This is a genomic window from Mycolicibacterium confluentis, from assembly GCF_010729895.1.
GTDB lineage: Bacteria > Actinomycetota > Actinomycetes > Mycobacteriales > Mycobacteriaceae > Mycobacterium > Mycobacterium confluentis.
Window position 1 is genome coordinate 3,453,067 of sequence record NZ_AP022612.1, and the last position, 12,475, is coordinate 3,465,541.

A 12,475-nucleotide genomic window follows, 5' to 3' on the forward strand; every position below is an offset into this window, starting at 1 on the left:
CGTCAGTCAGTCCGGGGCACCTGACTCGGCGCGACGTGCCCTGGCCCGGCGCTTCCCTTCATGCATGGCGGCGACCCGTGCGACCGGGATGGTGCGGCCCTGCTCGATCAGGTCGGTGGGCAGTCGCTGCGCCGACGGCATCGCCTCCGTCCACGACTCGCGTGCGTCGGCGAGGCCTACAGCGGTGTGCACCGTGAAGTCGCCCGGCTGGATCCGGCCCAGGTCCGACCACGCCACTGGAAACGACACCGGCAGGCCCGGTCGCCAGCGTGGACTGTACGCGGCGACGACCGTCGCGCCACCGGACCGCGTGGAGTCGACGAAGACCCGACCGCCGCGGTCATCGACGATGAACGCGGTGGTGGCGATGTCGGGATCGAGGGCCTCGGCCCGCGCCGCGATCGCCCGTGTCGCCGCCGCCACGTCATCGACGGGCGCGGAATCGTCGATCGGCACGAACACGTGCAGGCCCCGCGATCCGCTGGTCTTGACCGCACCCTGCAGGCCACAGTCGTCGAGCACGCGTCGCACCAGGTGGGCCACCGCGACGACCGCCGGGAAATCGTCGGCCGTGGGCGGATCGAGATCGATGATCAGGTGCGTTGGCCGGTAGATGTCCTCGGCCAGTCCCAACGCCGGGTGGTACTCGATGGCCCGCTGATTGGCCAACCACAGCAGCGTGCGGCGATCGTTGCACAGCGCGTACCGGATCTCGCGGTGCGAGGCCTCCGCCCAGACCGGGACCGTCGCCACCCACTCGGGGGTGTACTTCGGCACGTTCTTCTGCATGAACGCTTCTCGGCCCCGCAGCACCCGCAACACCGTCAGGGGCCGGTGCGCCAGGCCGGGCAGCATCCTGTCCGCGATGGCGTCGAGATAGTCGATCAGGTCGCGCTTGGTCGCCCCGGCGTCCGGTCCGAGTTGCTGGTCGAGGTTGGTCAACTCGACACCGGCGCGCTGCTCCCCGCCGCTCATGTCCCCACCCTACGACCCCATGCGAAGCCACGTCTTCAGCGACCGGAATCCGTGCCGACACCGCTCAATTGACGCCTACGTCGCGCATTTCCTGCGACCATCGTCTAGGCTCCCGGCCATGATCACCCGGCCCGCCCTGCTGCTCTGCGCGTCCGCGATTGCGTTGGCATGCACCGGATGTGGCACTTCGCATGACCGGCACTCCTACGACATCGGTCGCGGTGTCAGCGCGGATGCGCACCGCATCGCCCAGAATTCAGGCTCGGCCGACATGACCGAATCCTGCCGTGAGGCGGTGCGGGCACGGTTCTCCAGCGAGCTGATGTTCCGCGATTCGCCTGCCGGGATCGACATGCCGTCGGCGATCGCCGGGTGTGTCGACGCCGGCTGATCCGTTCGACACCCGTCAGCCGCGGACGATCAAGCCCACCACGATCACCACGAGTACCGCGCACATCAGCCAGAACGTCGCCCACGTCAGCACGGGGACAAGCACTCCCGCGGCACCGAGCAGCGCATACATCCCACAGACGGTGAGCACGACGATCCGCACGGCGAAGAACCTTCGAGCCCGCCACGCCAGTCGCCACGCCTGCCGGGGCAGCCGTCGACCCACCCACACCAGCAGCAGCACGTAGCCGACGGCGGCGAGACCGACCGCGATCCGAATACCGGGCACGGACTGGCCCTCGTACTGCGGGATCACCGCCAGACTCGCGAAGATCAGCAGTACCGCAGCAAATCCGGTCAGCAGCCGCAGCGGTGTGCGCACTGCCACAACGATGTTGCTGCGGGCCAGGTCGCCGACGGCAGGGTCCAGGCGGGCGGCGGCCATCAGGCCGTGCACACCGCTGAACCAGCGGCCCCGGTTGATCCTGTTGACCGCGATATCGTGAAGCGCGTCACTGGACTCCGGTTCGAGGCGCAGCGCCTCCCGGAACGCCCCGGTGGACTCCTCGCGCCGACCGAGGCCCCTCAGAATTCTGCCGTGCGCCACATGGAGATCCGCGTCGGCGGGGTTGCGTCGCAGTGCCTCGACGATCACCGGCAGCGCCTGGTGTGCCCTTCCCGCCTCGCACAGCAGCGCCGCGTAGACGTGGTGGTTGGCCACGCCCTGCGGGTCGGTGTGCACGGCCCGCCACGCCACGGCAAGCGCATCGTCGTGCCGGTTCAGGCCGGCCAATGCCAGCGCATAGACCCGCATCGGGTAGGTGTCCTGTGGTGCCCGCCCCATCGCCGCATAGGCCGTGTCCGCGGCACCGCGCTGATCGCCGAGGTACATCTGGGTCCGGGCCAACTCCGTCAGCAGACCGGCATGATGCGGCGAGATCGTCAGCGCTGAACGCAGGATCTCCTGCGCACGGGTGTAGCTGCGCGCCTCGAGGTACTGCTGCGCAACTGCCACCGCGCGGTCGGGATCCTCGGCGCGCGCCTGAGTCACCGAAACTTTTTCCGCCGCAGATACTTCGCGAGATCGTCGTAGCTTCCGTCGCTGTTGCCGAACTCGATGACATTGCGTGCCACGTCGAACCACGGTCCGGCGCTCGGCCGGGTCTGGGCCAACCCCGCATCGATGTCGGGCATCGACACCGGCCGGACCTGCCCGGTGCGCACCGAATCCGCCATCGCCAGTTGCGTTGCCGTGGCGCACACCTGCGCCAGGTCGGCGCCGGAGTAACCCTCGGTGCGCGCCACGACCGAACCGAGGTCGATCGCGGTGACCGGTCGGTCACGCAGGTGCAGGCGGACGATCTCGGCGCGGGCCTCGGCGTCGGGCAGTGACACGAAGATCATCCGGTCCAACCGGCCGGGACGACGCAGCGCGGGATCGATGTCCCACGGCATGTTCGTCGCGCCGATCACGTAGACGCCCTCGTTGTCGGACGTCGCCGAATCAAGCTCAGCGAGCAGGGCATTGACCACCACGCGCAGCGCCGAACTGTTCGACAGCGAACTGCGGCGCAGGCCGAGAGCGTCCATCTCGTCGAAGAACAGCACGCACGGCGCGTTGCGGCGGGCCGCTTCGAAGATGTTGTGCAGCGCCCGCTCGCTGTTGCCCAGCCAGAGGTCGAGCACGTCGGAGATGGCGACCGGATAGAACGAGGCGCCGATCTCACCCGAAACAGCCCGTGCCAGAAACGTCTTGCCGCATCCCGGTGGTCCGTACAGGAGCAGTCCGCCGCGCGCCGAGAGGTTGAAGGCCCTGGCGACCTCGGGGTTGCGCATGGGCCCCAGCAGTGCGAGGTCCAACTGCCTCTTCACATCGGCCATGCCCGCGACGTCGGCCAGTCGCACGTCGGGGCGCTGCACCACGTCGTAGTCGGCGTCCGAGATCCCCGCGCCAGCGTGTTCGACTTCGATGAACTCAGGCTCGATGATCTCTGCGACCTGTTCCTCGGCGGCCCGCCAGTCGAATTCGACGGGCGGGGGCGCCTTCTCGTCGGTGGGGGCCGCCAGGGCGGCGGTGCATCGCTGCAGCAGCACCAGGGCGGTCCTGTTCGCCGCGTCCTGCGAGAGCACGGTGCTGCAGTGCGTCAGGGCCTCGGCGTATCTGCCGTCGGTGGCCAACAATTCGGCCAGATGAAGCCGCAGTTCGACCACATCCGGCGCCCGGTTCACGGCCGCCTCGATCTCCCGAATCAACGCCTCCTGCGCCACTGAGACCTCCCCACCTCGTTGCTCAGCCGTTTCGATCGTACTGAAGCTCGGAGGTGTCAGCCGACGGCAATGAGTGCGACGGCGGCCAGTGCCGCCACCATGCCGACGGCCTGCCACCGAGTGATCCGCTCCTTGAGCACCACCATGGCCAGAATCACGGTGGCCGCGGGATACAGCGACATCAGCACGCTGGCCAGCGAGAGCATCGACGCCTGCAGCGCCAACAGCATCGCGACGTTGGCGACCGTGTCGAGCACACCCGCGGCCAATGCCAGCCGCATCGGCACCCCGGTGGGCAGCTTCAGATTCGCCGTCAATGCGGCCACCAGAAACACCAGTGCGGTCGCGGATATCCGCGCGAACACCAGCGGCCACAGCTTGGCCTCGACGGGCGCCTGGTCGATCAGCACGAAGTTGAGCCCGAACGCCACCCCCGACCCCAGCGTCAACCACGCCACCTTGGCGGTGAACCGATGTGGGGTCGAATCAGCGTCGCCCGCACCGTGGCTGACCAAAAGCACCGCCAGCAGTGCCATCACGATTCCGACACCGGCCAGCAGGCCCGGCCGCTCCCCCAGCGCGAGACCCACGCCCACGGGGACGCCCGCGACGAGGATCGCGGTCAGCGGTGACACCACGGAGATGGGCCCGGCCCCAAGTGCGGCGTAGAACCACCAGACCCCGAACGCCTGGCTCACGCCGCACAGCGCGCCCCACACGACGGCCGGCGTGGTGATGTGCCCGCCGACCACCGAGGCGATCACCGCGAGCAGCACCATGGCCACCGGATAGGACACCAGGACCACGCGCAGGGCAGCGATACGGCGCGAGGCGATCCCTCCGACGAAATCGCTGACGCCGTAGCCGAGCGCTGAGACCAGCGCGAACACCAGGCCGATCAGTTCATGCCCTTGGCGCGGCGCCCCATCTCTCGGATGATCTCGCGGTCCGCATCGCGGCGGGCGAGGTCCTGCCGTTTGTCGTGGGCCTGCTTGCCTCGGGCCAACGCCAACTCGACTTTGACCTTGCCCTCGGAGAAGTACAGCGACAACGGCACCAGCGTCAGGTTGCCGTCGCGGACCTTGCCCACCAGGTTGTCGATCTGCTTGCGGTGCAGCAGCAGTTTGCGGTTGCGGCGCGGTGCGTGGTTGGTCCAGGTGCCGTGGAAGTACTCCGGGATGTGCAGGTTGCGCAGCCAGATCTCACCGTCGTCGACCGTCGCGAACGCGTCGGCCAGCGACGCCTGCCCCTCCCGCAGGCTCTTCACCTCGGTGCCCTGCAGCACCACGCCGGCCTCATAGGTGTCGAGGATCGTGTAGTTGTGCCGGGCTCTGCGGTTGGTGGCGACGACCTTGTGATTGTTCTTCGCATCGTCCTTCTTGGACTTAGCCACAGCTACCATTCACCTTCGGACATACAGGCGCAGCGTGACGTAGGACGTGACCCCCGCCATCACCACGCCGACGAAAAACAGAATCGGCGCGATGTAGAGGATATCGGCGAAGTCGATTCTCGCAATGAGATTTGCTTGGTAGAACTGGTCCAGCGCGCGTTCGAGGAACAGTGAGCGCACCACCAGCAGGCCGATCACGGCCAGCACCACGCCGATCGTCGCGGCCAGCACAGCCTCCAGCAGGAACGGCAGCTGGGTGTACCACCGACTTGCACCCACCAGGCGCATGATCCCGATCTCCGTACGCCGGGTGTACGCCGCCACCTGAACCATGTTCGCGATCAGCAGCACCGCTCCGATCGCCTGCACGAGCGCGACGGCGAACGCCGCGTTGGACAGTCCGTCGAGGACGGCGAACAACCGGTCGATCAGGTCCTTCTGGTTGAGCACGTTGTACACACCGGGCTGGCCGCGCATCGCGTCGTCGAAATCCTGGTGCTGTTCCGGGTTCTCGAGCTTGACGATGAACGAGGCCGGGAACGCGTCGCGCCCCGCGAACTCCTTGAACTGCGGGTTGCGCTTGATCGCGTCCTCGTACGCGTCGTCGCGGTTGAGGAACCGCAGCGACTTCACGTCGTCACGAGCGTCGATCTGCGCGCGCAACGCCTTGCACGGGTCGGCGTCACAGCCCGGGTCGTTGTCCGACACGTCGTTGGTGAGGAAGACCTGGGTCTCGACGCGGTCGAGGTAGATGTCGCGGGACTGGTCGGCCAGCCGGACCACCAGCAGGCCGCCACCGAACAGGCCGATCGAGATCGCCGTCGTGAGGATCATCGCAACCGTCATCGTGACGTTGCGCCGAAGGCCTGTCAGGACTTCGTTGAACAGGAAGCCAAAGCGCACTTATCGATCCATTCCGTAGACGCCGCGCTGTTCGTCGCGGACCAGACGGCCCAGCGACAGCTCGACCACGCGCTGGCGCATCGAGTCGACGATGTGATGGTCATGAGTTGCCATCAGGACCGTGGTACCGGTGCGGTTGATCCGCTCCAGCAGATCCATGATGTCCTTGCTGGTTTCGGGGTCCAGGTTGCCCGTCGGCTCGTCCGCCAGCAGCACCAGGGGACGGTTGACGAAGGCGCGTGCGATGGCGACGCGCTGCTGCTCACCGCCCGACAGTTCCGCGGGCAGTCGGTTGGCCTTGCCGGACAACCCGACCATCTCCAGCACGTCCGGCACCACGCGATTGATGGTGTCGGCAGGCTTGCCGATCACCTCGAGCGCGAACGCGACGTTCTCGAACACGGTCTTCTGCTGCAGCAGGCGGAAGTCCTGGAACACGCAGCCCAGAACCTGGCGCAGGCCGGGGATATGGCGGCTCCGCAGCTTGTTGACGTGGAACTTCGACACCTGGATGTCGCCCGCGGTCGGGTGCTCTTCACCGAGCAGCAGGCGCATGAACGTGGACTTGCCCGAACCCGAGGGTCCGATGAGAAACACGAACTCACCCTTGTCGATTTTCAGGCTGACATTGTCGAGCGCGGGACGCGCCGACTGTTTGTACTGCTTGGTGACATGGTCAAGGGTGATCATCACGGCACGCCAGTGTAGCCGGGGTAGTCCCGAGCGCCGTTATTCCGCGCGGGGCAGTGTCGGCGACGGGACCGGGCCCGGCAGAACGGGGGTGGTCGTCGGCGGAACCGGGAAGAACGGATTGGGCGCCGGCGTGGGCGTCGTGGGCGTCGTGGGCGTCGGCGGTTCGCCTGTGTCGGTCGGCCCGCCGTCGGGGACGGGCGCGTCCGTGTCGGTGGTGGGCTCAGGCGACGGCGTCGTGGTGGTCGTCGTGGTGGTGGTGGGAGTCGTCGTCGTCACGCGCGGCGCCTCGACGATGGTGCGCGGCACCCAGGTGTAGGCCGGATCCGGCACGAAGCCCGGCGGCACCACCTGCGAACCGGGTGCCGGCCTCGGTTCGGGCGAGGGTGAGTAGTTGTCGTAGACCCACCACAGCGCGAAGAAAGCGATGATCAGCACGATCGTCGACGTGCGCATCCACCCGAGCACATAAACCGGCCAGCGCCGATGCTCGCCCTCACGGCGGCCGATCAGCGTGAACTTCATCGCCGCTCCTCCTGCTGCGACGGGTGGGAGCCCTGGGTCTCCTCTTCAGCGCCGGCGGAGGTGGCCGGATGCACGATGGCGCCCACCATGGGTCTGGTCTCGGCGGTCGTCACGATGCCGTTGCGGGCCAGCGCGGCGATCACCAGCACGCGCAGCCTGCGGCCGACCTCGAACTGCTTGCCGGGCAGCGTGCGCGCGACGATGCGCAGGTTGACGTTGTCCAACTCGATGCTCTCGACGCCCATCAACTGCGGCGCGTCGAGCAGCAGGTCCTTCATGACCGGGTCCTTGATCGACGCCTCACACACCCGGTGCAGCACGTCGTTGACGAGGTTGAGGTCGGCGCTCGTCGGCACCGGGACATCGACGACGGCCCGCGCCCAGTCCTTGGACAGGTTGACGGTCTTGACGATCTGACCGTTCGGGATTGTGAGCACCTCGCCCTCCGAGGACCGCAGCTTGGTCACCCGCAGGGTGACATCGATAACCGTGCCCTCGGCCGGGAGCGCCACGCTGGTCACCGTCAGCGCGACCAGGTCACCGAACCCGTACTGCTTCTCGGTGATGATGAAGAATCCCGACAGCAGGTCCTGGACCAGGCGTTGCGCGCCGAAACCGAGCGCGGCGCCCAGCACCGCGGCGGGCGCCACCAATGACGCGACGGGAATCGCCAGGATCTCGGTGAGCTGGACGAAGACCATGACGCACAGCAGCGCGATGGTCACCCACGAGATGACCGACGCGACCGCCTGCCGGTGCTTGGCCGTCTCCGAGCGGACCAGGGCGTCGCTCTCCTGGAAGTCGGCGTCGATGCGCTGGGTGATCCGCTGTGCGGCCCAACTGACCAGGCGGGCGATCAGCACCGCGCCGATGATCAGCATCCCGATCCGCAGACCGCGCGTCAGCATCCATTCGCCCACGGCGCCGGTCCAGAAGTTGTGCCACTTCTGGTCCCAGTCGAATGCCAGGAGACTGGCTGAGGAGATGTCAGTCATCCTTCCTGTTGCGCCATCGGATGCCGGCTTCGAGGAAGCCGTCGATGTCACCGTCGAGGACAGACCCCGGGTTGCCCACTTCGTAGTCCGTCCGCAGGTCCTTGACCATCTGGTAGGGCTGCAGGACGTAGGACCGCATCTGGGTGCCCCACGAACTGCCGCCGTCGCCCTTGAGCGCGTCCATCTCGGCGCGCTCCTCCAAGCGCTTGCGCTCCAAGAGCTTCGCCTGCAGAACCCGCATCGCGGACACCTTGTTCTGCAGCTGTGACTTCTCGTTCTGGCACGTCACCACGATGCCGGTCGGGATGTGTGTGAGCCGGACCGCCGAGTCGGTGGTGTTGACCGACTGACCACCGGGACCACTGGACCGGTAGACGTCGACGCGCAGGTCGCCCTCGGGGATCTCGATGTGGTCGGTGGTCTCGACGACGGGCAGCACCTCGACGTCGGCGAAGGAGGTCTGCCGACGGCTCTGGTTGTCGAACGGGCTGATCCGCACCAGTCGGTGCGTGCCCTGTTCGACCGACAGCGTGCCGTAGGCGAACGGCGCGTGCACCGCGAAGGTCGCGCTCTTGATGCCCGCCTCCTCGGCGTAGGAGGTGTCGAAGACCTCGACGGGATAGTCGTGCTTCTCCGCCCAGCGGATGTACATCCGCATCAGCATCTCGGCCCAGTCCGCGGCGTCCACACCGCCGGCGCCGGAACGGATGGTGACGACGGCCTCGCGCTCGTCGTACTCCCCGGACAGCAGCGTGCGGACCTCCAAGGCCTCGATGTCCTCGCGGAGCTTCGCCAATTCGGCGTCGGCCTCGGCGACGGCGCTCTCCGCGTCCGCCCCACTTTCCTCTTCGGCGATTTCGTAGAGCACCGGCAGGTCGTCGACGCGCTGACGCAGTTCTTCGACGCGGCGCAGTTCACCCTGGGTGTGGGACAGCTCGCTGGTCACCTTCTGGGCGCGAGTCTGGTCGTCCCAGAGCTTCGGGTCGGAGGCCTCGTGTTCGAGCTTGGCGATGCGATCGCGAAGGCCTTCGACGTCGAGCACTCGCTCCACGGTGGTCAGAGTGGTGTCCAGCGCGGCGATATCGTTTTGACGGTCGAGGTCCACGGCTGTTCAGGTTACCGGCGTGCCGGTTCGGCTTACTACGGGCGGCGGTCTACCGTGCCGATTAACATCCAATCTGTAATCACTTTTGGCAGCGCGCGACCCCACAGCCTGGCCGGTTCAGCCCACGTACCGGCCAGGGTCGCATGCGCGGCAGTCAATGCGCCGCGACCGCGCGGGACAGCCCTCCTGCACACGGCCCGGCTTCGACAGGAAGCACATCCTCCATGCCTGATTCCCGTCCCTTCCACGTGGCGATCGTCGGCGCCGGACCCTCCGGGTTCTTCGCCGCAGCGGCTCTGCTGAAGGCGGGAGGCGACGACTCCGCTGGTCCGGAGGTGTTCGTCGACATGCTCGAGATGCTGCCCACCCCGTGGGGCCTGGTCCGTTCGGGCGTGGCACCGGACCACCCGAAGATCAAGACCATCAGTGCACAGTTCGAGAAGACGTCCGCCGATCCGCGGTTCCGGTTCTTCGGCAACATCACCGTCGGAGAGCACGTCACGGCCGCCGAACTCGCCGAGAAATACGACGCGGTGGTGTACGCGATCGGGGCGCAGTCCGACCGACCGCTGGGCATCCCGGGTGAGGACCTGCCCGGCAGCGTGGCGGCCGTCGACTTCGTCGGTTGGTACAACGCGCACCCGCACTTCGAGCAGATGGCGCCCGACCTCTCCGGCGGGCGCGCCGTCGTGGTCGGCAACGGCAACGTCGCCCTCGACGTGGCGCGCATCCTCGTCACCGATCCGGCGGCCCTCGGCGTGACCGACATCGCCGACCACGCGCTGAAGTCACTGCACGGCGGTGCCGTCCAGGAGGTCGTGGTGATCGGCCGGCGCGGCCCCCTTCAGGCACCGTTCACGACGCTGGAACTCCGCGAACTCGGTGCCATGAAGGGCCTCGAAGACGTCGACGTCGTCCTCGACCCGTCCGACTTCGCCGCCATCACCGACGAGGATCTCGAGGCTGCGGGCAAGACCGTCAAGCAGAACGTCAAGGTGCTGCGGAGCTATCTCGACCGTGAGCCCACCCCCGGGCACCGGCGGATCGTGTTCCGTTTCCGGACGTCGCCGATCGAGATCAAGGGCACCGACCGCGTCGAGTCGATTGTGTTGGGCCGCAACGAACTCGTCACCGACGAGAACGGGCGCGTCGCGGCCAGGGACACCGGCGAGCGTGAGGAACTGCCCACCCAACTCGTGGTGCGCGCCGTCGGCTACCGCGGTCGCCCCATCCCCGGCCTGCCGTTCGACGAGCGCAGCGGAATCATCCCCAACACCGACGGCCGAGTCGACGGCAGCAGCAACGAGTACGTGGTCGGGTGGATCAAACGGGGCCCGTCAGGGGTGATCGGCAGCAACAAGAAGGACTCGGCCGACACGGTCACGCTGCTGTTGGAGGGCCTGTCCGAGCGTGGAGGGCACGAGGTGTCCGGCGACCGCGGCGAGGATCTCGCCCGCTGGCTGCTGTCGCGCCAACCGGCCCTGGTGACCGACGACCACTGGCGCGTGATCGACGCGCACGAACGCGCCTCCGGTGAACCGCACGGCAGGCCGCGCGTGAAGCTCACCAGCGTGGCCGAGCTGTTGCGTATCGGGCACACGGCGCAGTGAGCACTTCGTAACGGGGTCGGCAGTCGCGACGCCATCGGTTCGTAACGCCGTCGCCGGATGCTGGGGCGATGAGCATCTACGACGAGATCGGCGGCGCGAGTGCGGTTTCGGTGGCCGTCGACGATTTCTACGCACGAGTCCTCGGCGATCCCCAGCTTTCGGGCTACTTCGAGGGCACCGACGTGAGCCGGCTCAAGCGTCATCAGCGGGCGTTCATCTCGGCAGCGATAGGCGGACCGGCGCCCTATCTCGGGCGCACGATGCGCGAGGCACATGCGCGCCTCGACATTGATCCGGCCGATTTCGATCGCGTCGTCGAGCACCTGGTGGCGACTCTGGCCGCACTCGGTGTGCCCGAGGCGACCATCGGAGCCATCGGCGCCACGCTGGCACCCCTGAAGGACGAGATCGCGCCGGGGTCCGCCGCCCGCGCGGGCTGACGCCGCCTAGTTGAGCGGCGGTTCGGGGCTGGCCGACTCCTCGGGCGAGGCGAACCGCCAGTTGTCCGGGTTCTTCGGCGAGTAGGCGACGTCGAACAGCTGACCCATCGTCGGCCAGTTGTTCACATCGAGGGCGAGTCGCTGATAGACGACATGCTCGCGGACCGTGGGCCCGCTGATGACACCGGTGATGGTGACGAACTGTTCACCGTCCACGTCTGGCCGAGGGCTCACGCCGGTCACCAACAACGTCCCGTAGGCGAGGGCGGACCCCGGCCGTGGTCCGCGCTTCATGAACCGCGGACCGATGATCAGCACCAGCGCCCCGACGAGAAGCAGCAGGACAAAGATTTCCCACACGCTGCTCATGGTAGGACTCCAGTCATGGGTGGATACCAGCAGGACCTTTCCTTGGCGCTTGAACTCGCCGACCAGGCCGACGACATCACGATGGCCCGCTTCGGCGCACTCGACCTGCGCATCGACACAAAACCGGATCTGACCCCGGTGACCGACGCCGATCAGTCCGCCGAGGAGCGGCTGCGCGAGGCGCTGTCGCGGCAGCGACCCGGCGACGCGATCTTCGGCGAGGAGTTCGGCGGCGACCCCTCGCTCGTCGGCAGGCAGTGGGTCATCGACCCCATCGACGGCACCAAGAACTTCGTGCGCGGCGTCCCGGTCTGGTGCACGCTCCTCGCGCTGCTCGAGGACGGCGAGCCGGTGGTCGGCGTGGTCAGCGCCCCGGCGTTGGGCCGCCGATGGTGGGCCGCGAAGGGCGAGGGCGCGTTCGGCTCCTTCAACGGCACTCAGCGCGCGCTGTCGGTGTCGGCGGTCGCGGAGTTGGACGCCGCGAGCCTGTCCTACTCCGACCTCACCACGGGATGGGAGGACCGCCGCGACACATTCATCGCACTGACCGACGAGGTGTGGCGTGTACGGGCGTACGGGGATTTCTGGTCGTACTGCATGGTCGCCGAGGGCGCCGTCGACATCGCGGTCGAGCCCGAGGTGAAGCTCTGGGACCTGGCCCCGCTCGACGTCATCGTGCGCGAGGCCGGCGGCGCGTTCACCAGCATCGATGGCCAGGATGGGCCCCACGGCGGCAGCGCGTTGGCCACCAACGGACTGCTGCACGATCAGGTGGTCGAACGGCTGCGAACCGTGTGAGTTAGGTAACAGTC

At 67.6% G+C, this 12,475-nt stretch carries 15 protein-coding genes; 4 read left to right on the forward strand and 11 right to left on the reverse strand.

The genetic code is table 11. The annotated features are described in order from the left end of the window. Window positions 1-6: 6 nt before the first annotated feature. A complete protein-coding gene (gene ligD, locus G6N34_RS16210; protein WP_085148326.1) occupies window positions 7-975 on the reverse strand; it encodes a non-homologous end-joining DNA ligase in 969 nt (322 codons plus the stop codon). Window positions 976-1,093: 118 nt separating this feature from the next. Between ligD and G6N34_RS16215 the strand changes: the two genes are divergently transcribed. Continuing rightward, window positions 1,094-1,366 carry a hypothetical protein gene (locus G6N34_RS16215; RefSeq protein WP_085148329.1) on the forward strand — a complete coding sequence of 91 codons (273 nt, stop codon included), beginning with the start codon at window positions 1,094-1,096 and terminating at the stop codon, window positions 1,364-1,366. 15 nt (window positions 1,367-1,381) lie between these two features. On the opposite strand, the gene G6N34_RS16220 is transcribed toward G6N34_RS16215, so the two are convergent. From G6N34_RS16220 to prfB, 9 genes are read right to left on the reverse strand one after another with little or no spacing between them, the layout of a single operon-like run. Further along, complete coding sequence (locus G6N34_RS16220) at window positions 1,382-2,416, reverse strand: tetratricopeptide repeat protein (RefSeq protein WP_085148332.1); 1,035 nt, start codon at window positions 2,414-2,416, stop codon at window positions 1,382-1,384. Beyond that, window positions 2,413-3,633 carry an ATP-binding protein gene (locus G6N34_RS16225; protein WP_085148335.1) on the reverse strand — a complete coding sequence of 407 codons (1,221 nt, stop codon included), beginning with the start codon at window positions 3,631-3,633 and terminating at the stop codon, window positions 2,413-2,415. Before G6N34_RS16225 ends, G6N34_RS16220 begins: the two co-directional genes overlap by 4 nt. A 56-nt stretch (window positions 3,634-3,689) precedes the next feature. After that, on the reverse strand, window positions 3,690-4,523 hold the full coding sequence (locus tag G6N34_RS16230) for a DMT family transporter (protein WP_234812722.1): 834 nt from the start codon (window positions 4,521-4,523) through the stop codon (window positions 3,690-3,692). A gap of 8 nt (window positions 4,524-4,531) precedes the next feature. Next, window positions 4,532-5,026, reverse strand: coding sequence for an SsrA-binding protein SmpB (gene smpB / locus G6N34_RS16235; RefSeq protein ID WP_407663235.1), 495 nt, complete (start codon window positions 5,024-5,026; stop codon window positions 4,532-4,534). 9 nt (window positions 5,027-5,035) lie between these two features. Next, a complete protein-coding gene (gene ftsX, locus G6N34_RS16240; protein WP_085148340.1) occupies window positions 5,036-5,929 on the reverse strand; it encodes a permease-like cell division protein FtsX in 894 nt (297 codons plus the stop codon). Further along, on the reverse strand, window positions 5,930-6,619 hold the full coding sequence (ftsE, locus tag G6N34_RS16245) for a cell division ATP-binding protein FtsE (protein ID WP_085148343.1): 690 nt from the start codon (window positions 6,617-6,619) through the stop codon (window positions 5,930-5,932). A gap of 39 nt (window positions 6,620-6,658) precedes the next feature. Then, window positions 6,659-7,144, reverse strand: coding sequence for an Rv3103c family proline-rich protein (locus G6N34_RS16250; RefSeq protein WP_085148346.1), 486 nt, complete (start codon window positions 7,142-7,144; stop codon window positions 6,659-6,661). Next, window positions 7,141-8,139, reverse strand: a complete 999-nt coding sequence (locus G6N34_RS16255; protein WP_179965768.1) for a mechanosensitive ion channel family protein — start codon at window positions 8,137-8,139, stop codon at window positions 7,141-7,143. The genes G6N34_RS16250 and G6N34_RS16255 overlap by 4 nt, the downstream gene beginning before the upstream one ends. Next, window positions 8,132-9,244 (reverse strand): peptide chain release factor 2, encoded by a 1,113-nt coding sequence (gene prfB / locus G6N34_RS16260; RefSeq protein WP_085148349.1) that lies wholly within the window; start codon window positions 9,242-9,244, stop codon window positions 8,132-8,134. Before prfB ends, G6N34_RS16255 begins: the two co-directional genes overlap by 8 nt. A 224-nt stretch (window positions 9,245-9,468) precedes the next feature. Between prfB and G6N34_RS16265 the strand changes: the two genes are divergently transcribed. Both G6N34_RS16265 and G6N34_RS16270 read left to right on the forward strand, forming a co-directional pair. Then, window positions 9,469-10,854 (forward strand): FAD-dependent oxidoreductase, encoded by a 1,386-nt coding sequence (locus tag G6N34_RS16265; RefSeq protein WP_085148352.1) that lies wholly within the window; start codon window positions 9,469-9,471, stop codon window positions 10,852-10,854. Between the two features lie 68 nt (window positions 10,855-10,922). After that, window positions 10,923-11,294 carry a group I truncated hemoglobin gene (locus tag G6N34_RS16270; protein WP_085148355.1) on the forward strand — a complete coding sequence of 124 codons (372 nt, stop codon included), beginning with the start codon at window positions 10,923-10,925 and terminating at the stop codon, window positions 11,292-11,294. A gap of 6 nt (window positions 11,295-11,300) precedes the next feature. Here the strand turns inward: G6N34_RS16270 and G6N34_RS16275 are convergent, their stop codons facing one another. Beyond that, window positions 11,301-11,654, reverse strand: coding sequence for a hypothetical protein (locus tag G6N34_RS16275; RefSeq protein ID WP_085149951.1), 354 nt, complete (start codon window positions 11,652-11,654; stop codon window positions 11,301-11,303). A gap of 24 nt (window positions 11,655-11,678) precedes the next feature. On the opposite strand from G6N34_RS16275, the gene hisN reads away from it, so the two are divergent. After that, window positions 11,679-12,461, forward strand: coding sequence for a histidinol-phosphatase (hisN, locus tag G6N34_RS16280; protein ID WP_085148358.1), 783 nt, complete (start codon window positions 11,679-11,681; stop codon window positions 12,459-12,461). Window positions 12,462-12,475 lie beyond the last annotated feature (14 nt).

Excerpts from the sequence above, each read along its gene's own strand:
- ligD (WP_085148326.1), bottom strand. The coding sequence starts at position 975 with ATGAGCGGCGGGGAGCAGCGCGCCGGTGTCGAGTTGACCAACCTCGAC.
- G6N34_RS16215 (WP_085148329.1), top strand. The coding sequence starts at position 1,094 with ATGATCACCCGGCCCGCCCTGCTGCTCTGCGCGTCCGCGATTGCGTTG.
- ftsE (WP_085148343.1), bottom strand. The coding sequence starts at position 6,619 with ATGATCACCCTTGACCATGTCACCAAGCAGTACAAACAGTCGGCGCGT.
- G6N34_RS16250 (WP_085148346.1), bottom strand. The coding sequence starts at position 7,144 with ATGAAGTTCACGCTGATCGGCCGCCGTGAGGGCGAGCATCGGCGCTGG.
- G6N34_RS16255 (WP_179965768.1), bottom strand. The coding sequence starts at position 8,139 with ATGACTGACATCTCCTCAGCCAGTCTCCTGGCATTCGACTGGGACCAG.
- G6N34_RS16265 (WP_085148352.1), top strand. The coding sequence starts at position 9,469 with ATGCCTGATTCCCGTCCCTTCCACGTGGCGATCGTCGGCGCCGGACCC.
- G6N34_RS16270 (WP_085148355.1), top strand. The coding sequence starts at position 10,923 with ATGAGCATCTACGACGAGATCGGCGGCGCGAGTGCGGTTTCGGTGGCC.
- hisN (WP_085148358.1), top strand. The coding sequence starts at position 11,679 with ATGGGTGGATACCAGCAGGACCTTTCCTTGGCGCTTGAACTCGCCGAC.